Annotated in this window: 16 protein-coding genes; 9 read left to right on the top strand and 7 right to left on the bottom strand. The window is 70.3% G+C overall.

Annotated features, from left to right (window positions below; genetic code table 11):
• Positions 1–6 precede the first annotated feature (6 nt).
• Together AORI_RS48735 and AORI_RS48730 are read left to right on the top strand one after the other, a co-directional pair.
• Entirely contained in the window at positions 7–558 is a 552-nt protein-coding gene (locus AORI_RS48735; RefSeq protein ID WP_016331939.1) for an RNA polymerase sigma factor, read from the top strand.
• Positions 555–1,805 (top strand): hypothetical protein, encoded by a 1,251-nt coding sequence (locus AORI_RS48730; protein WP_016331938.1) that lies wholly within the window; start codon positions 555–557, stop codon positions 1,803–1,805. Before AORI_RS48735 ends, AORI_RS48730 begins: the two co-directional genes overlap by 4 nt.
• Before the next feature lie 37 nt (positions 1,806–1,842).
• Here the strand turns inward: AORI_RS48730 and AORI_RS48725 are convergent, their stop codons facing one another.
• Both AORI_RS48725 and AORI_RS48720 read right to left on the bottom strand, forming a co-directional pair.
• Entirely contained in the window at positions 1,843–2,892 is a 1,050-nt protein-coding gene (locus AORI_RS48725; protein WP_043847950.1) for an alpha/beta hydrolase, read from the bottom strand.
• A gap of 20 nt (positions 2,893–2,912) precedes the next feature.
• Positions 2,913–4,226, bottom strand: a complete 1,314-nt coding sequence (locus AORI_RS48720; RefSeq protein WP_043847949.1) for a cytochrome P450 — start codon at positions 4,224–4,226, stop codon at positions 2,913–2,915.
• Positions 4,227–4,391: 165 nt separating this feature from the next.
• Here AORI_RS48720 and AORI_RS48715 point away from each other — a divergent pair, with 165 nt between their 5' ends.
• The 4 genes from AORI_RS48715 (at position 4,392) to AORI_RS48700 (ending at position 10,559) form a co-directional block, all read left to right on the top strand.
• Positions 4,392–5,207 carry an SAM-dependent methyltransferase gene (locus AORI_RS48715; protein ID WP_043847948.1) on the top strand — a complete coding sequence of 272 codons (816 nt, stop codon included), beginning with the start codon at positions 4,392–4,394 and terminating at the stop codon, positions 5,205–5,207.
• A gap of 4 nt (positions 5,208–5,211) precedes the next feature.
• The gene (locus AORI_RS48710) at positions 5,212–7,368 is read left to right on the top strand and encodes a putative bifunctional diguanylate cyclase/phosphodiesterase (protein WP_016331934.1); all 2,157 of its coding nucleotides are present in this window, start codon (positions 5,212–5,214) and stop codon (positions 7,366–7,368) included.
• Positions 7,369–7,390: 22 nt separating this feature from the next.
• Complete coding sequence (locus AORI_RS48705) at positions 7,391–10,105, top strand: ATP-binding protein (protein ID WP_016331933.1); 2,715 nt, start codon at positions 7,391–7,393, stop codon at positions 10,103–10,105.
• 85 nt (positions 10,106–10,190) lie between these two features.
• Positions 10,191–10,559 carry a YciI family protein gene (locus AORI_RS48700; protein ID WP_016331932.1) on the top strand — a complete coding sequence of 123 codons (369 nt, stop codon included), beginning with the start codon at positions 10,191–10,193 and terminating at the stop codon, positions 10,557–10,559.
• Between the two features lie 59 nt (positions 10,560–10,618).
• Here the strand turns inward: AORI_RS48700 and AORI_RS48695 are convergent, their stop codons facing one another.
• A complete protein-coding gene (locus AORI_RS48695; protein ID WP_016331931.1) occupies positions 10,619–12,043 on the bottom strand; it encodes an MFS transporter in 1,425 nt (474 codons plus the stop codon).
• Between the two features lie 235 nt (positions 12,044–12,278).
• Between AORI_RS48695 and AORI_RS48690 the strand changes: the two genes are divergently transcribed.
• Together AORI_RS48690 and AORI_RS48685 are read left to right on the top strand one after the other, a co-directional pair.
• Positions 12,279–12,836 (top strand): carboxymuconolactone decarboxylase family protein, encoded by a 558-nt coding sequence (locus tag AORI_RS48690; RefSeq protein WP_016331930.1) that lies wholly within the window; start codon positions 12,279–12,281, stop codon positions 12,834–12,836.
• Positions 12,826–13,344, top strand: coding sequence for a DUF4396 domain-containing protein (locus tag AORI_RS48685; RefSeq protein WP_016331929.1), 519 nt, complete (start codon positions 12,826–12,828; stop codon positions 13,342–13,344). The genes AORI_RS48690 and AORI_RS48685 overlap by 11 nt, the downstream gene beginning before the upstream one ends.
• A 439-nt stretch (positions 13,345–13,783) precedes the next feature.
• Here the strand turns inward: AORI_RS48685 and AORI_RS48680 are convergent, their stop codons facing one another.
• From AORI_RS48680 to AORI_RS48665, 4 genes are read right to left on the bottom strand one after another with little or no spacing between them, the layout of a single operon-like run.
• Positions 13,784–16,039, bottom strand: coding sequence for a heavy metal translocating P-type ATPase (locus tag AORI_RS48680; RefSeq protein ID WP_016331928.1), 2,256 nt, complete (start codon positions 16,037–16,039; stop codon positions 13,784–13,786).
• Between the two features lie 26 nt (positions 16,040–16,065).
• Complete coding sequence (locus AORI_RS48675; protein WP_016331927.1) at positions 16,066–17,025, bottom strand: hypothetical protein; 960 nt, start codon at positions 17,023–17,025, stop codon at positions 16,066–16,068.
• A 51-nt stretch (positions 17,026–17,076) separates the two neighbouring features.
• Positions 17,077–17,283, bottom strand: a complete 207-nt coding sequence (locus tag AORI_RS48670; RefSeq protein ID WP_016331926.1) for a heavy-metal-associated domain-containing protein — start codon at positions 17,281–17,283, stop codon at positions 17,077–17,079.
• A gap of 31 nt (positions 17,284–17,314) precedes the next feature.
• Positions 17,315–17,596 (bottom strand): metal-sensitive transcriptional regulator, encoded by a 282-nt coding sequence (locus AORI_RS48665; protein ID WP_016331925.1) that lies wholly within the window; start codon positions 17,594–17,596, stop codon positions 17,315–17,317.
• A 162-nt stretch (positions 17,597–17,758) separates the two neighbouring features.
• Between AORI_RS48665 and AORI_RS48660 the strand changes: the two genes are divergently transcribed.
• A complete protein-coding gene (locus AORI_RS48660) occupies positions 17,759–18,040 on the top strand; it encodes a metal-sensitive transcriptional regulator (RefSeq protein WP_016331924.1) in 282 nt (93 codons plus the stop codon).
• Positions 18,041–18,051 lie beyond the last annotated feature (11 nt).

The raw sequence follows: 18,051 nt of genomic DNA, 5'->3' as shown, positions 1-18,051 counted from the left end.
GAACCGGTGGAACAGACCGGTGACCGGGAACTGTGGGCCCGCGCGGCCGACGGCGACGAGGGGGCGTTCAGTGAGCTGTTCGAGCGGCACGCCGAGACGCTGTGGAACTACACCTATCGCCTGACCGGTTCGTGGAGCAGCGCCGAGGACCTGGCGTCCACGACGTTCCTCATCGCGTGGCGGCGGCGGGCCGAAGTGACCCTGGTGCGGGACAGCGCCCTGCCGTGGCTCTACACGGTCGCGGCCAACGTCGCCCGTGACGAGCACCGCGGTGCTCGCCGCCGGCTGCGGCTGCTCGGGAAGATCCCGGCCCAGCCTGCCGTATCCGACCACGCCGACTCGGTGGCCGAGAAGATCGACGGCCAGCGCCGGCTGAAGCAGGTCGCCGAAGCCGTCCGGTCGCTGCCGAAATCGCAGCGCGAGGTCGTCGAACTCTGCCTGGCCGCCGAGGTGGGCATCGCCGACGCCGCGGAGCTGCTGGGCATCGCCGAGGTCACCGTCCGCGCCCATCTTTCCCGGGGACGAGCCCGGCTGCGTACGTTGCTGGAGGAGAAATGAGCGACGAACCCGTGTACCCGCCTCACCACGCGATGCCGGACGACGTCCGCGCCCGGATGCGATCGGCCGTCCGCGAGGGGATCGCGAAGCCGCGGCGGAGGGCACGCGTCTGGTACGCCGCCGCGGCGGCGGTCGTTCTCGTCGCGTCCGGCGTCGCCGCCGCGGCGCAGTCGCTCCGTCAGCAGGGCGCGGCCCCCGGCCCCGAACCGGCGGCCGGCGGGCTCACTCTGGACACCGCGCTGGCGACGTCGTCGCTCGACCGCTGCTGGGCGGCGGTGCGGGCCGCGGGCAAGTCGGACCGGCTGGCCCCGCGCGAGGAATGGGTCCCCCTGTTCACCGACGTCATGCTGGGCGTTTCGGTCGTCGCCGCGACGGCGGCGGGCAAGCCGATGTTCTGCGAGACGACGCTGACCACCGTGACCGTGTCCGATCCGGACGCCGCCCCCGCGTACATGCCGGGCACCCGCACCGGGCTGCTCGTGCAGAGCGCGACCGGACTGATCGGCGGGGTGCTGGATCCGTCCTGGCCGGGTGCGGGTCTCGCCTTCCAGGCCGAGGATTCCGGCGGCGGGGACACCCTGGAGGCGTCGCCGCTCACCCATCAGTTCGTTTCGTTCACCTGGACCGCCCCCGCGAAAACGCGACTGTCCGTTTACGGACCCGCCGGAGCGACGACCACGACCCTGCCGCCGGCTCCCCCGCCGCTGCTTTCGGCCGTCGATCGCCCGATCGCCCCGGCCGACCGGACCTCGCCCGCGGGACTCGCGCTGGGCGAATGCCTGTCCGGCGCGGTGGACGCCGTCTCCGACGCGGCGGGCTACCGGCCGGGCGCGCTACTGGACAAGGACGGCTATCGGGTCGTACTCGGCCGGTTGGGCGACCGGAGCCTGGCGTGCACGACCGTTCCGGACCCGCGGCGTCCCGGCCGGATGAAGATGCGCGTCTACCAAGATCATTTCGAGCTCCCGCCGACGCGGCCACGGACCATCCCGATGCAGACACTGGGCGGCGTGGAAGACGGTGGTGAACGGGGCAACGCCCGGACGCCGTACGCCGGGACCCTGCTGCCGGAGACGGCGGTGACGGTGACCTGTGACTTCGGCGCCGGACGGACCTCGACGACAGATGTGGTCGACAGGACCTTCGTGGTCTTCCTTCCGAAGGAGATGAACGATCCGTTCCCGCAAGGGGTCGGTATTCAAGCGCGTGACGCCGGCGGCGCTGTCGTATTCGAAGGGACGTTGTAGCCGGGCCGCCGGCGAGGTGTCATCACCCAGGCGGTCGCTACCTCCCGACCATCTCGTTCGCCCAGCCGGTCACCGCGTCGTGCAGCAGCGGCGCGTTGGGTGCGAAGTTGATCGAGTGCCCGTAGCCCGGCACCACGAAGGTTCGCAGCCTCGCCTCGGGTGAGTAGTACCCGGCCTCGCCCTGCCGCAGGGCTTCCGCGCTGGAGCAGTCGCTGGCCGGCGGGCCGCAGAACACGTTGTCCTTCTCCCCCATGGCGACCAGTACCGGCGCGGTGATCCGCCTGCTGTACGGCAGCACCAAACCGATCAGGACGGCGTCGATGATCTCACCGGTCGCGATCAGGTCCTTGCCTGCTTCGTCCACGTCGATGACCTGCCGGTCGAACGGCCCGGGATCGTGGAAAGCGGTGTACCGCATACCCGCTGTCGTGGTCAGGTAGCCCGGATCCAGCCCGACGACCTTGGACATCTTCTCGTCCAGCAACGCCGGACCCAGCGCGACCAGCGTGGGCATCACCGTCAGCGCGGCGACCCGGTGGGTGAACCCGGTGATCACCACACCGTCCACGTCGCGGAAGGTGGCCGCCTCGATGATCGCGGTGGCCGATCCGAGTGAGTGCCCGACGAGGACGATCTTGTCGAACCTGGGCCCCACCCTGCCCGTCCGCATCGCCTGGATGGCGTGGTGCACCGCGTTCGCCTGCGCGCTCGCGGTCAGCAGCCCGCTCAGCGGCTTCGAGCTGCGGCCCGAGCCGACCCGGTCCACCGACAGGGTCGCGTACCCGGCGTTGTTCACCGCCTTGCGGAACGATCGGGTCTCCGGCAGACCGGCCGGGTCGTAGTAGGCCGAGCTGTACGTGCCGCCGGGCACCAGCACGTGCAGGGTGCGGCTGCCGCCCGGCGGGACGCACAGCCTGCCGTACATGGTCTGGTCCTTGAGTCCCAGCAGCGGCACGTCCACCAGTGACACCGGGATGTTCAGGTCCTGGCACGCCGCCTCGACGGCGGAGGCCCGCAGGGGAACGAGCACCGCTCCCGTGCATAGAAGAGCCACCGCGGCGGCGAGGCGACGCAAGCGAAAACGCACGAAATTCTCCTTTGTGGGGCCTAATCCCTCGGGCGCACCGTCATCGGCAGGCCGCGCGGGTAGGCGATCGTGGTGTACCGCACCCGGACCGGGCCGGCGGGTTCGAGGCGCCACCGCGCGAAGATCGTGGCCAGGCCGATGACCACCTCCGCCCGGGCGAACAGGTGGCCGATGCATTGCCGGATCCCGTTGCCGAACGGGATGAACACCCCCGGCGGCAACGACCGCACCCGGTCGGTGGCCCAGCGGTCCGGATCGAAAACGTCCGGGTGGTCCCAATACCGGGGATCCGTGTGCAAGGCGAGCGGGCTGAACATCACCTCGTCGCCGGGCCGCAGCCGCACCGGGCCGAGGTCGATCTCCTGCTCGGTCCGGCGCATCAGGATCCACAGCGCGTACAGCCGCAGCACCTCGCTGACCACCTGACCGGTGTAGACCAGCGCGGGCAGATCGTCGAAGGTCACCGGGCGCCCGTCCAGTACCCGGTCCACCTCGGCCCGCATCCGGTCCGCGACATCCGGGTTGCGCCCCAGCTCGTGGCAGGCCCAGGCCAGGATCAGCGCGGTGGTCTCGGTGCCCGCGGTGAGCAGGGTCATCACCTCGTCGTGCACCTGCTCCCGGGTCATCCGCTCCCCGGTCTCGGCGTCCTTGGCCAGCAGCAGCGTGGACAGCAGATCGCCGTGGTCGGTGTCGGCGTCGCGGCCCGCCATCAGTTCGTGCACCACGGCCTTCATCCGCGTGGTGGCCTCGTCGAAGCGGCGGTTGAACGGCAGCGGCAGCTTCTCCGCGAAACCCGGGGAAAGCACCCGGTACATGCCCAGCCGGATGACCAGCGGGATCGAGCGACGGGCCTCGCTGATAGCCGCCTCCCCCAGTTCGGTGCCGAACAGCGCCTCGCCCACGTTGGTCATGGCCAGCGCCTGCATGTCCGCGTCGATCCGCCGTACCTCGCCCGGCCGCCAGGACGCGGTCAGGGCGGTCGTCGCCCGGACCCAGAGTTCGGCGTAGCGGCGCAGGTGGTTCCGGTCGAAGGCGGGCAGCATCAGTTTGCGCTGCCTGCGGTGAAAGGATCCGTCGGACAAGGCCAGGCCGTTGCCCGCGTACGGGCGGAATTTGCGGAACATGATCCCGGTGCCGAAGCTCGATCCGTTCGTCACCAGCACTCGGTGAATTAATTCCGGATTCGTCAGGAAATATGTTTGCAATGGCCCCAATGACACCTTGACCACGTCGCCGTGTTCCCGCAGTCCGCCGGCGAATCGGACCGGACGGCGGACCAGCGGGAGTGTGTGTCCCAGCACGGGCCATCGGCCGGGTGCCACCCCGACGGGCACGAGAACTCCTTGGCATTGGCGGAAATTCGGAAGTCCGCCACGGTACGGGGCGAGCCGCCGTGTCGGCAGCACCCGATCGGGTAAGACCCGGCCACGTTAGACGGATTAAGCCATTGTCGGCGAAGTGGGTATGCTGTCCCGTCTCCCGAACCGATGAGGTGCGCGATGGCGGATACACGGGACTGGGTCCCGGCCGGAGTCGATACAGCCACACCGAACGTCGCCCGGATATATGACTATTGGCTCGGCGGCAACCATAATTTTGAAAAAGATCGCACTACCGCGGATCATCTCGAGCGCACCCTGCCCTGGATCCGGCAGTCGGTGCGGCTCAACCGCGCCTTCCTCGGCCGGGCGGTGCGGTTCATGATCGCGCAAGGGATCCGGCAGTTCCTCGATTTGGGCGCGGGAATCCCCACCGTGGGCAACGTGCACGAGATCGCCCAACGAGAAGCCCCCGACGCCCGGGTGGTCTACGTCGACAAGGAAGCGGTGGCGGTCGCGCACGGAGAACTGATGTTGGCGGGCGACGACCGCTCCGCGGTCCTGCACGCGGACGTGCGCGACGTGGCCGGGGTTCTCGGCAGCTCGGAAGTCCGGCGGCTGATCGACTTCTCCGAACCGGTGGGCCTGCTGTGCATGCTGCTGCTGCACTGGATCCCGGACGAAGACGACCCGGCCGGGCTGGTGCGTGCCTACCAGGAACCTCTGGCTCCCGGGAGCCTGCTCGCCTTCACGCACATCTCGGCCGATGCGCATCAGGAGTCGTTCGCCGTGGCGAGCGACCAGATGGCCGCGCGGCGCGGCGAGGTGCCGCACACCCGCTCCCACGACGAAGTCCTTGGCCTGCTTGGGGATCTGACGCTGGTCGAGCCGGGCCTGGTCGGTTGTGGCAGCTGGCGGCCCGCCGGGCCCACCGACATCGCCGAGGACCCGGCATGGAACGAACTGATCTACGCGGGCGTGGCACGGAAGTCCTGAACCCATGACCGACCCCGGCAGACACCCGATCCCGGAGCCGCCGCCCGAACCCGGGCGCCGCGAGCGTGGTCTGCTCGCGCGCAAGTGGGCCTACCTGCTCGGCGGGATCGGCTACGTCCCGCTGGTGCACGCGAGCTTCGAGGCCGAGCTGGCCACGCTGCTGGACGCCCTGTGCGCCGAGGTGTACGAGAGCGGGCAGGAGCATTCGCCTGGCAGCACCGGTGCGCTGGAGGCCGCGGGCGCCCGGCTCGCCGAGCTGAACTGCGCGAGCGGGCAGTCGATCACCGTCACCATGGGTGTCCTCGGCAAAGGCTTGCTCACGTTGCCCGAATTCCAGCCCGCCGAAGAGTTCGCCGAACGCGTGGTGGGCGTGCTCGGCGCGCTGGCCGCGAGTGTGGTGGTGGCCGCGCAGAACGCCACCTTGGCACAGCAGGAAAGCCTGAAGCTGTCCATGCTCAAGGCCGTGCGGGACGCCAAGTACGAGCTGCGGACGGCGCAGGCGCGGTTCGACGAGGTCGCGACCTCGTCGGCCAGCGGCATCCTGGTCGCCGGCCTGGACGGCACGCTGGTCACCGTGAACGCCGCCGCGGGCGTGATGCTCGGGCACGCCCCGGACGAGCTGACCGGACGCGACCTGTTCGAGCTGGTACACCCCGACTACCGGCCGGTGCTGCGCGAGGACTACCGCGCACTGAGTGCGGGCAAGGTCGAGCGGATCCAGCAGTCCCAGCGGCTGCTGCACCGCGACGGCGAGCCGGTGTCGGTGTCCTTGACCGCTTCGCTGCTGCGAGGCGCCGGGGACGAGCCGAGTCATTTCGTCACCGTTGTCGAAGACGGCACCGAGTTGTTGTTGCTGCAGAACGAACTCAGCAGGCAGGCCCTGCACGACGTGCTCACCGGCCTGCCCAACCGGCAGTGCTTCAGCACGCGGATGGAGACCTCGCTGAGCAAGGCCGATCCGGAGCTGGGCGTGACGCTGCTGCGGCTGGAGCTGGACGCTTTCGCGGTGGTGCGCAACGGACTCGGCGAGCGCGTGGCCGAACAGCTGCTGGTCATCGTGGCCCAGCGGCTGAAATCCGTGCTGGCCGGGGAAAAGGCCCTAATCTCCCGGTTCGGCGGTGCGGAGTTCGCGGTGCTGGTGGAGAACGCGCCGAGCACCCCGGCCCCGGTGCACCTGGTGCACGAGTTGCGCCGGGAACTCGCCGAGCCCGCCTACGTGGACGAGCACGGGCTGGCCCTGTCGGTCAGCATCGGCGTGGTCAGCCGCCCCGCCCAGGATCGCGAAGCCGCCGACCTGCTGCGCGAGTCCCACCAGGCCCTGCGCCGGGCCAAGGCCAACGGACACGGGCAGTGGGAGCTGTCCCATCCCGAACAGGACCGGCTCGACCGCGAGACCGACGCGCTGGCCGCGACCATGCCGGGCGCTTTCGAGCACGGTGACGTGGAGGCGCGGTACCGGCCACTGGTGCGGCTGGCCGACGGCGCGGTGCACGGGGTGGAGGTACTCCTCGGCTGGGATCCGCCCGGGGTGGACCCGTTGACCGACCGGCAGTGCCGACGGTTGGCCGAGACCACCGGGCTGATGCTGCCGCTGGGCCAGTGGCTGCTGGCCACCGCCTGCCGTCAGGTGGGCTGGTGGCGGCAACGGCTGGACCGGGACCTGCGGTTGCTGGTCAGCCTGAGCCCGCATCAGGCGGCCGACACGGACTTGCTCACCCGGGTGGTCGGCGTACTGGAGGAGACGCGGTTCCCGGCCGAGCGGCTGCTGATCGAGCTGCCCATGCTCGCCCTCGCCGCCGATCTCGGCGAGACCGGGGACAACCTGCGGGCGCTGGCCGACCTGGGCGTACGGCCGGTGATCGGCGTCCGCGGGCTGGGCGACGGCGCGCTGGCCATGCTGGCCGGCCTGCCGGCGCACGGCGTGCGGCTGGACTGCGAGCCGTCGGACGGGGCCGGGCCGGACTCGCCGGTGGCCGGCCTGCTGCGGGAGCTGCCGGGTTTGGCGCACCGGGCAGGCGCGGACGTGATCGTGGACGGTCTGACGACCGCCGGGCAAGCGCGGTTCTGGCTCGACGCCGGGGCCGAATTGGCGGTGGGCGACCATTTCGGGGCGCCGTGCCGTCCGGACGAACTGGCCAAGGCTTTCGGCGACCTCGGTTGACGGACCCCTTTAGGGTGACCCCATGTCGCTGGTGGGAAGGAACGTCGAGCTGGCGCGGGTGCGACGCCTGCTGGCGAACGCGCGTGACGCGCGAAGCGGTGTGCTGGCGTTGCGGGGCGCGGCGGGAATCGGGAAATCGGTCCTTGTCGACCACGCGGTGTCGATCGCCGAAGCCGAGGGCATGCGGGTGGTCCGCGGAGCGGGGGTCGAGTCCGATTCCGAGCTGGCGTACGGCGGACTGCACCAGCTCCTGTTTCCGCACTTGGCCCGGCTGGACGCCCTGCCCATCCCGCAGGCCACGGCGCTGCGATGCGCTTTCGGCCTGGCCGAGGGAGACGAGGCCAATCGGTTCCTGATCTCCGCCGGCACCCTGTCTCTGCTCGCCGATCTGGCCGAGGACGCGCCTCTGCTGTGTGTGGTCGACGATCTGCAATGGCTCGACCAGGGTTCCGTGGAGGCGCTGTTGTTCGCGGCCCGCCGCTTCGTGGCCGACCGGATCGCGATGCTGTTCGCGGTGCGCGAGACGTCGGCGCCGTTCGAGATCGCCGGCATCGAGGTCGTGGAGCTCTCCGGCCTCGCCGCGCCCGACGCCGCCCGCCTGCTCGACGACCACGCGCCGGAACTCGTCGAACCGGTACGGGCCCGGGTCCTCGCGGAATCCGGCGGCAATCCGCTGGCGATCATCGAACTCGGGTCGTCGCGGCTCGCGGCACACGACACCGACGAGCCCGACCCGGCAGAGCAGGTCCGGCCGCTGCCGGTGACCCGCCGCGTGCAGGAGGCGTTCCGCCGCCAGATCGTCGAGCTTCCCGAACCCACCCAGCGCGCGCTCCTGGCGGCGGCGGCCGACACGGCGGCGCCGCTCGCGACCATCCTGCACGTGATCGAAGCGCTCGGTGGCGCCCCCGGCGATCTGGCGCCCGCCGAACGCGACCGGCTGCTCCGGATCGACAGCCGGATCACGTTCCGCCACCCGCTGGTCCGGGCGGCCGCCTATCAGGACGCGCCGCTGCACCGGCGGATCGAGGTACATCGCGCGTACGCCGACGCACTGGAGACCGACGCGGACCGCCGCGCGTGGCACCTCGCCGCCGCCACCACGAGCCCCGACGAGTCGGTGGCCGCCGAACTCGAACGCGCGGCGGAGCGGGCCTGGCACCGGGGCGGCGCGATGGCGGTGTCCGCCGCGTACGACCGCGCCGGCCGGCTCAGCGCCGACCGCGAGCTGAAGGCCCGGCGTATCGCCCGCGCCAGCCAGGCCGCGTTCGACGCCGGCAAGGCCGACCGCGCCGCCCGGCTGGCGGCCGAAGCGCTCTCGCTCACCACCGAGCCCGGCATCCGGGCCGACGCCATCTACACGCGTGGCGCCGTGGAGTACGAACGCACCTCCCCTCGGGCCGACGCGGAGCTGGCGATCGGGGCCGCGGAACTGGTGCGCGACACCGATCCGGAGCGCGCCGCGCTCAACTTCTTCGAGGCCGTGCACGCCGCCCGGCACGGAGCGGCGCACGATCTGCTGTGGCGCGTGGTCGACCTGATGCGCGGGTTCACCCCGCCGGAGGACTGGGCACCGATCGTCACCGCCCTTTTCGGCTGGGCGGAGCTCTTCGCCGGACGTCCGGAGGCGGCCGTCGGCCCGATGCGCGACCTCTACACCACCAAGAGCGGCGGCGGGAACGACCTGATGCATCGCGTCACGGCCGGGTTCGGCGGGCTCATGATCGCGGACGACGACGGCGTCGCCGCCGGGACCGAGGACATGCTGGCCCAGGTGCGGGCCACCGGCGCGCTGGGCTGGGTCCCGTACACCCTGAACGTGCTCGCCGTGGCGCGGTTGTTCCGCGGTGAGTTCGCCGATGCCCGCGCCTGTGTGGCGGAAGGCGCGGCCGTGGCCGCCGAACTCGGCAACACGACCGAACGCCTGGCACACCGGTCGATCGAGGTGTGGCTGCACGCCGTGTCGGGTGACGAGGCGCGCTGCCGGGCGCTTGCCGAGGAGGTGCTCCCGCGCGCCCGGGCCCGGCACCGGGTCAACGCCGAGCTCGCGGACTGGGGACTCGGCATGCTCGACCTTTCCGCCCGGCGGTTCAAGGAAGCGGCCGACCGGCTCGAGAAGGTGTTCCAGGGACCCGCGAGCCGCGATCTCCTGATGCGCGCGGTGCCGGATCTGGTGGAGGCCGCCATGCGTACCGGCGAGCCGGATCGAGCCCACGAACCGTTGGCGTCCTTCCTGCACTGGGCCGAACACGTCGACCGCCCGGTCGTCGCCGGGCTTGCTCTGCGGTGCCGGGCCCTTGTGACCGATGACGCCGACGCGCTGTACACCGGAGCGCTGCGGATCCAGGAGCGGCACGGCGGCCCCTACGAGCACGCCCGTACCCAGCTGGTCTACGGCGAGTGGCTGCGCCGTCAGCGCCGTCGCACCGAGGCCCGCGCCCATCTCGCGGCGGCGGTGTCCGCGTTCGAGGGACTCGGCGCGGAGCTCTGGGCCAAGCGTGCGCGCGGTGAGCTGGCCGCCTTCGGCGAGCGGGGCGACGAACCCCGGCGCAGCGGCCCGCTCACCCTGTTGACCCCGCAGGAGCTGCAGGTCGTCCGGCTGGCCGCCACCGGTCACACGAACAAGGAGATCGCCGCGCAGCTCTTCCTCAGCCCGCGGACCGTCGGCCACCACCTCTACAAGGCGTATCCGAAGCTGGGCGTGACCGGTCGTGCCGAGCTGGCGGGCCTCGTCCGGTAGTCGGATACCGGTCACGATGACTGATTCGCCGACCGGGGTCTCCCGCATAGCTTTTCGGCACAGCACCGAGAACGAGGAGCCGACCATGACGAAGTACTTCCTGAGCCTTCCCCACGACGCCGCCGAGGAGCCGACGATGGCGGACATGGACCCCGCCGAGCTGCAGAAGATCATCGCCGAGGTCGGCGCGTTCAACTCCGCCCTCGAGGAGGCGGGCGCGTTCGTGACCGCCGGTGGCCTGCAGCCGCCGTCGACCGCGACCACGGTGGACTACTCCGGCGACAGCCCCGTGCTGACCCCGGGCCCGTTCGTCGAGGCCAAGGAGTACCTGGGCGGCTTCTGGATCATCGAAGCCGAAAACGACGACGTCGCGATCGAATGGACCAAGCAGGCCTCGCGTGCGTTGCGCAGCCGGGTCGAGGTCCGCGCGCTCCAGGAAGAGCCCCCTGCCTGAAACGCCGTGTGGAGGGCGGACCGGGATCGGTCTCGCCCTCCACACGGGGATACAGCCGGTCATCGCCGGACCGCCGGTTCACCTCCGCTGACCTCACTGGGAGTGCGCAGGGTCGCCATGGCCAGGAAGCCACCGGCGATCGCGATCCCGGCGGCGCCGAGGAACGCGGCCGAGTAGCCGCCGGTCAGCGCGACCGGGTCACCGATCCGCCCCGCACCCGCCGACACGGCGACCGCGGTCATCGCGGCGAGGCCGAGCGCCGACCCGATCTGGTACGAGGTGTTCACGATGCCCGACGCGAGCCCGCCTTCCTCCGGCTTCGCGCTGGAGATCGCGGTGCCCAGTGACGGGATGAACGCCAGCGCCTGACCGAGGGCCGCGACCAGTGACGCGGGCAGGACGTCGACCACGAAGTTCCCCGTCGGGCTGACCAGCGACAGCCACACCAGGCCCGCGGCGAGCGCCCACAGCCCACCGATGATCATCTTCTTCGGCCCGAACCGGCCGATCAGCCGGGGCGCGACCGCGACCATCAGCACGACGATCAGCACCGTCATCGGCAGCAGCGCCGCACCGCTGGCGAAGGCGCCGTAGCCCAGGACCTGCTGCAGGTACAGGTTGAGGAAGTACCACATCGGGATCCACGCCGCGCCGAGCAGGAACTGCGCCAGGTTCGCGCCGCCGAGGTTCGGCGTCCGGAAGATCCCCAGCCGCACCAACGGGACCTCGCGCTTCCGCTGGATCGCGACGAACACCGCGAGCAGCGCGATGCCACCGGCCAGCGCGCCCCATGTGCCGGCCGAGTCCCAGCCCGCTTCCGGGGCGCGGACGACACCGAACACGGTCAGGCCGAGGCCCGCGGTCGCCGCGATGGCGCCGGCGATGTCGACCGAGCCACGCCGGGCCGGGGCGGACGGCATCAGCTTGCCGGTCGCCACGATCGCGACCAGTGAGATCGGGACGTAGAGCCAGAAGATCCACGGCCACGACAGCCATTCGGTGATCACACCGCCGAGGAACACCCCCGCGGTGCCGCCCGCGGGAGCGGCCGCGCCGTAGAGCGCGAGTGCCTTGGTCAGCTCACGGGGACGCGCGCCGAACAACATCATCAGCAGGGTCAGCGCGGACGGCGCGATCAGTGCCGCTCCCGCACCCTGCAGCACCCGGCCGAGCAGTTCGACCCACGCGGTGCCCGCGACCGCGGCGACCACGGAACCGCCCAGGGTGACGACCCAGCCGGCGGTGAACATCCTCCGCGCGCCGAACAGGTCCGAGAGGCGTCCGCCGAGCAGGAGCAGCCCGGCGAGCGCGATGACGTAAGCGTTGAACACCCACGACAGGTCACCCGGGGAGAACCCGAGGTCCTGCTGCATCGCCGGGAGCGCGACGCCGATGATCGAGGTGTCCATGATGACCATGAACTGGGCCAACGCGATGAGTCCCAGCGCCCACCACCGTCGCGGGTCCGGGGTTGTCTCCGCCATGACGACCGTCCTTTCCGGATCTTGTTACCCCTGGGGGGTATTGCGGAGTTGAAGTTAGACCGATCGACGCCGTCTCACAAGTACCCCTAGGGGGTATTAGTGTAGCGATCGTCACATGCGCTTCGTTGACAGCGAAACCCGTTGCACGGCAATGAGGACACCGAAACCCGACCGAGCTCGACAGTTACCCCTTACAGGTATAAGGTTCCGGCGACCGGCAGGACGAGGAGGAGCCATGCAGCGTCTCAAGTCGCTTGATCCGGCCGACGCGCCGGCGAAATCCGCCGAGCTGCTCGGCGACATCGTCGAACGGCGTGGCTCGGCGGGCCCGATGGTCTCCGCGATGGCCAACTCCCCCGCGCTCCTTCAGGGCTATCTCGACTTCTCACGCGCCATGAAGCGGGCGAAGCTTCCCCGGGCACTCGGCGAAAAGATCTCACTCGCCCTGCAGGAGTGGATCGGTTGCGCGCTGTGCCTGGAGGCGCACACGCGGGCCGCGCAGGCCGCCGGGCTCAGCGACAACGACATCGCGCTGGCCCGCCAGGGCACCTCCACCGACCGGCGCGAGGCCGCGCTGATCGCGTACGCCGTGCGAGTGCTCGCCGAACCGTCTTCGATCGGCGACGAGGACGTCGCCGAATTGCGGCGACACGGCTGGAGCGATCAGCTCATCGCCGACACGGTGGGACTGGTGTCCCTCAACCTGCTCACCGGTTCGTTCAATCTCGTCGCAGGCCTCGAACCCGCGCCTGCCGAACAGTCCACAAAGGAGAAACACGACCATGTCGGTTGAGCACGACCACTCGCACCACGAACACGAGCACCACGGTGGACATGCCGGCCATGAACACCACCGACCGGGCAAGGTCTCCTGGGGTATGGCGGCGTCGGCCACCCTGCACTGCCTCACCGGCTGCGCCATCGGCGAAGTGCTCGGCATGGTGATCGGCACCGCGCTGGGCTGGGGCAATCTCGCCACCATCGTGCTCGCCGTCGCGCTGGCGTTCGTCTTCGGCTACACCCTGACGATGCGCGGCGTCCTGCGCGCGGGCGTCGGCTTCAAGCAGGCCCTCAAGGTCGCCCTCGCCGCCGACACCGTGTCGATCATCGTCATGGAGATCATCGACAACGGCGTGATGCTCGTCGTCCCCGGCGCGATGGAGGCCGGTCTCGCCAGCTGGCTGTTCTGGGGCGCGCTCGCCTTCGCCCTCTTCGTCGCGTTCCTGCTCACCACGCCGGTCAACAAGTGGCTCATCGGCCGCGGTGCCGGACACGCGGTCGTGCACGCTTACCACCACTGATTCACGACCGACAACGGCCGCCCCTGGTGCTTTCGCACCGGGGGCGGCCTTTTGCCGTCACAGCGTTTGCCCAGCACACCTGCCTCGACGCTCATCGGACGTGACCGCTCGTCCAGGTGGTGGTGAGGTGTGGGTGTCGGCGGCGAGTTCATGATCACCACAGAGACCTGGCGCGCACCCCCTTGCCTGTCCATAAGGGACACTTCTTCGAAGAAGATGCCCGATTTGACCACTTCGCGCGGGGGTCGTGAGTGATTTTGGTGGTTCTAACCCTCTTTGCCACTCACGACCCTGCACAGAAACGTACATATAGGCGCCAATCGGACACCTGATCGACACGCAGTGTCGCATGTGGACACTCAGGACCGGTCCGGCACGCACGAAAGAGGCGCTCGCACGACACCGGAAGTGCCGCGCGAGCGCCTCGTTCGAGCGGGCGTCAGCTCGCCGTGCTGCGGAATCCTTTGAGCCGCAGGCTGTTCGTGACCACGAAGACCGAGCTGAACGCCATCGCGGCGCCGGCGATCATCGGGTTGAGCAGCCCCGCCGCGGCCAGTGGCAGCGCCGCGACGTTGTAGGCGAAGGCCCAGAACAGGTTGCCCTTGATGGTGCGCAGCGTCCGCCGCGAGAGCCGGATCGCGTCCACCGCCGCCCGCAGATCACCGCGGACGAGGGTGAGATCCGACGCCTCGATGGCGACGTCCGTGCCGGTGCCCATGGCCAGGCCGAGGTCGGCCTGTGCCAGCGCGGCCGCGTCGTTGACGCCGTCGCCCACCATCGCGACCACCTTGCCCTCGCCCTGCAGCCGCTTGACCACGTCCACCTTGTCCTTGGGCAGGACCTCGGCGATCACCTCGGTGATCCCCACCTCCGCGGCCACCGCGCGGGCCACGGCCTCGTTGTCCCCGGTGAGCAGGACCGGGGTCAGGCCGAGCGCCCGCAGCTGCGTGATGGCTTCGGCGGAGGTCGGCTTCACCGTGTCGGCGACGACGAGCACGGCACGCGCCTTCCCGTCCCAGCCGACGGCGATCGCGGTGCGACCGTCCTTCTCTTCAGCCGCCTTCTTCTCCGCGAGGTCCGGCGGCAGGTGGTGCGCCCATTCCTCCAGCAGCGCGCTGCGTCCGGCCAGTACCGCCTTCCCGTCGACGATCCCTTGCACGCCAAGGCCTTCGACGTTGGTGAACTCCTCGACGGCGGGCAGCTCGCCCACCCGCTCCCGTGCCGCGCGAGCGATGGCCTGCGCGATCGGGTGCTCCGAGGCGTTTTCCAGCGCACCGGCCAAGCGCAGCGTCGTCTCCTCGTCGGCGTCTTCGGCGACGTGGACCGCCACCAGCGACATCTGCCCGGTGGTCACGGTGCCGGTCTTGTCGAGGACGACCGTGTCGACCGATCGCGTGGACTCGAGCACTTCCGGGCCCTTGATCAGGATCCCGAGCTGCGCGCCCCGTCCGGTGCCCACGAGCAGCGCGGTCGGCGTCGCCAGCCCCAGTGCGCACGGGCAGGCGATGATCAGCACGGCCACCGCCGCGGTGAACGCCGCCGCGACCGAACCGCCTGCCCCGAGCCAGAACATCAGCGTGCCGACGGCGAGCGCGATCACGATCGGCACGAACACACCCGAAACCCGGTCGGCCAGCCGCTGGACCTGCGCCTTGCCGGTCTGCGCGTCCTCCACCAGTTTCGCCATCTGCGCCAGCTGCGTGTCGGCGCCGACCCGCTTCGCACGGACGACGAGCCGTCCGCCCGCGTTGACCGTCGCGCCGACCACGGCGTCGCCGGGCCCGACCTCGACGGGGACGCTCTCACCGGTCAGCATGCTCGCGTCGACGGCGGAGCTGCCTTCGACGATCACGCCGTCGGTGGCGATCTTCTCCCCCGGCCGGACCACGAACCGGTCCCCGACGACGAGCCGGTCGACCGGGATCCGCTCTTCCTTGCCGTCACGGAGCACGGCGACGTCCTTCGCGCCCAGCTCCAGCAAGGCCCGCAGCGCGGCACCGGCCCGGCGCTTGGACCGCGCCTCGAAGTACCGTCCGGCGAGGATGAACGTCGTCACCCCGGCGGCGACCTCGAGATAGATGTTGCCGTCCCCGGCCATCCGCTCGACGGTCAGCTCGAAGGCGTGCGTCATCCCCGGCGTTCCCGCGCTGCCGAACAGCAACGCGTACAGCGACCACAGGAACGCGGCGAGCGTGCCCATCGAGATCAGGGTGTCCATGGTGGCCGCACCGTGGCGCAGATTCGCCCACGCCGCCTTGTGGAACGGCCACGCCGCCCACACCAGCACCGGCGCGGCCAGCGTCAGCGAGATCCACTGCCAGTAGGTGAACTGGAACGCCGGCACCATCGCCAGCAGGATCACCGGCACCGACAGCACCGTGGAACCGATCAGCCGCTGCCGCAACGGCGCGATCGGGTCGGCCTCCTCGACGGGCCCGTCCGGCTGCTCCTGTTTCGGCGGAGCGGGCAGGGCGGCCGCGTAACCGGCCGCCTCCACCTGCTCGATCAGCCGTTGGGGTTCGATCTCCCCGCTGTAGGTGACTTTCGCCTTCTCGGTCGCGTAGTTGACCGTGGCGGTGACGCCGTCCAGCTTGTTCAGCTTCTTCTCGATGCGCATCGCGCACGACGCGCAGGTCATCCCGGTGATCGCGAGTTCGACCTCGGCCGTGGTGGCCTGGTCCAGATCGGAAGTCATCGTGGTCACTCCTTTCCGGCTCGCGGTCAGCCGTGTCCGCCGTGGCCGTCATCGGCCGCCGGGGGTGGGGTCTGGTTCTGGGACGCCGAAGCGGGCGTTCCCGCGGTGGCGACGGTGAACTCGGCGGTGCGGACCTTGCCCTGGTGCTGGAAGTCCAGGAACAGCCGGTACGTCCCCGCCGAGGGGACTTCGGCGAAGAAGGTCACCGTGGGGCCGGGCTTCGTGCGGCCGTCTCCGGGCTCGCCGTCCGGGTGGACGTGCAGGTACGCGAGGTCGCCGCCGCGCAGCGCCACCAAATGCCCGTAGGCGCCCAGGTACGGCTGGAGATCGGTCACGTCACGGCCGTCCTTGGTCACCGTCAAGGTCACCTTCGACGACTTGCCCGGCGTCAGCTCGCCGTCCAGGCGGACCTGGTAGCCGTCGACGTCCGCGACGCGCGAGGGCCGGTACTCGACGGGTTTGAACTCTCCCGCCGCGGCGACGTCGACACCGAGTGTCGAGGCCGAGCCGCCCGTCGGCTTGAAGTCCGCGAAGACGCGGTAGCTGCCCGCCTCGGGCAGGGACAGCGGGACGCTCCACACGCCGTCGGGCGCGAGTTCGGGATGCACGTGCTGGAAACCGGCCGTGTCGCGGCGGACGACGATCAGGTGCATCCGCTTTTCGTGTTCGACGTCGTACGCGGTGACCGGCGCGCCGTCGGGGCCGAGGATCTTGAAGGAGAAGAGCTGGTTCGTCCCCGGCGTGAGCGTCGTGGTGGTGGGCGTGAGGGTGTAGCCGCCCCTGGACGACGCGAGCCCGCCGGGCTCGTCGGTCGGCGCCGCCTCCGCGACGGTGCCGCTGTGAGCGTCCCCATGCCCGGCGTCCTCGCCGCCGGGAAGGCCGGCCGCGCCGGCGAAAGGACCGACAGCGGTGCCTGCGGCCCAGGCGCCACCGGCGACCAGGGCAAGCGCCACACCGTAGGCGGAGAGCTTCGCAACTGTGTTCATCGTGAAGTCCTTAGTACGGGCCGTGGCCCGCGATCGGGAGCGGACCGCGGATCAGGCGGTCAGCTCGTATCCGGCTTCTTCGACGGCGGCGCGCACATCCGCGACCGCGGGCTCCTTGGATCCGGTCACGGTCACCGCGCCGGTGGGCAGATCCACGCGGACGCCGGTGACGCCGTCGATCTTGCCGACCTCTTCGGTGACGGAACGGACGCAGTGGTCGCAGGTCATGCCGGTGACGGTGTAGGTGGTCTCGCTCATCGCTCTTCTCCTCCGGATTCGTTGCGGTGCTTCAGGAACGGACGAGACGGGCGATGACGTCGCTCGCCTCTTTGATCTTCTCGTCGGCCTCGTCGCCACCCTTGGCGATGGCGTCGGACACGCAGTGCCTGAGGTGTTCGTCCATCAACCCCAGCGACACCGACTGCAACGCCTTCGTGGCCGCGGACACCTGCGTGAGGATGTCGATGCAGTATTTGTCCTCTTCGACCATTCGCTGCAGGCCCCGGATCTGTCCTTCGATCCGCCGCAGCCGGGTCAGGTATTCGTCTTTGCCTTGCGTGTATCCGTGCATCTCGACCTCCTGACGACGACTCTACATACCCTAGGGGGGTAGGGCAACAGGCATACCCCCGTGGCGTATATCACCAGCCGCCTCCACGGCGGGCGCCTTCGACGCATCACTGCCGGACGGGCATGATTGAGCCGTACGCGAATCCCGACTCGAGGAGTGAGCGTGGCCGATCACGGCGACGACAAGGAGCGCCAGCTCAAACGCCTGCGACGCGTCGAGGGGCAGATCCGGGGGCTGCAGAAGATGGTCGAGGAGGACAAGTACTGCATCGACGTCCTCACGCAGGTCTCCGCGGCGACCCGCGCCCTGCAATCGTTCTCGCTCGAACTCCTCGAGCGGCACATGGCGGGCTGCGTCGTCGAAGCCGCGGCGAAAGGCGGCCCCGAGGCGGACCGGAAGATCCGGGAAGCCTCCGAAGCGATCGCGCGCCTCGTGCGCTCCTGATTCCCCCGATA

Source organism: Amycolatopsis keratiniphila (genome assembly GCF_000400635.2).
GTDB classification, from domain to species: Bacteria; Actinomycetota; Actinomycetes; order Mycobacteriales; family Pseudonocardiaceae; genus Amycolatopsis; species Amycolatopsis keratiniphila.
The sequence above is the reverse complement of the archived record's forward strand: the minus strand, read 5'-3'. Positions and strand labels throughout refer to the sequence as shown.

Coding starts and splice junctions, on each gene's coding strand:
- AORI_RS48690 (WP_016331930.1), top strand. CDS start 12,279: ATGCAGCGTCTCAAGTCGCTTGATCCGGCCGACGCGCCGGCGAAATCC.
- AORI_RS48730 (WP_016331938.1), top strand. CDS start 555: ATGAGCGACGAACCCGTGTACCCGCCTCACCACGCGATGCCGGACGAC.
- AORI_RS48700 (WP_016331932.1), top strand. CDS start 10,191: ATGACGAAGTACTTCCTGAGCCTTCCCCACGACGCCGCCGAGGAGCCG.
- AORI_RS48675 (WP_016331927.1), bottom strand. CDS start 17,025: ATGAACACAGTTGCGAAGCTCTCCGCCTACGGTGTGGCGCTTGCCCTG.
- AORI_RS48715 (WP_043847948.1), top strand. CDS start 4,392: ATGGCGGATACACGGGACTGGGTCCCGGCCGGAGTCGATACAGCCACA.
- AORI_RS48710 (WP_016331934.1), top strand. CDS start 5,212: ATGACCGACCCCGGCAGACACCCGATCCCGGAGCCGCCGCCCGAACCC.
- AORI_RS48695 (WP_016331931.1), bottom strand. CDS start 12,043: ATGGCGGAGACAACCCCGGACCCGCGACGGTGGTGGGCGCTGGGACTC.
- AORI_RS48670 (WP_016331926.1), bottom strand. CDS start 17,283: ATGAGCGAGACCACCTACACCGTCACCGGCATGACCTGCGACCACTGC.
- AORI_RS48685 (WP_016331929.1), top strand. CDS start 12,826: ATGTCGGTTGAGCACGACCACTCGCACCACGAACACGAGCACCACGGT.
- AORI_RS48665 (WP_016331925.1), bottom strand. CDS start 17,596: ATGCACGGATACACGCAAGGCAAAGACGAATACCTGACCCGGCTGCGG.
- AORI_RS48705 (WP_016331933.1), top strand. CDS start 7,391: ATGTCGCTGGTGGGAAGGAACGTCGAGCTGGCGCGGGTGCGACGCCTG.
- AORI_RS48680 (WP_016331928.1), bottom strand. CDS start 16,039: ATGACTTCCGATCTGGACCAGGCCACCACGGCCGAGGTCGAACTCGCG.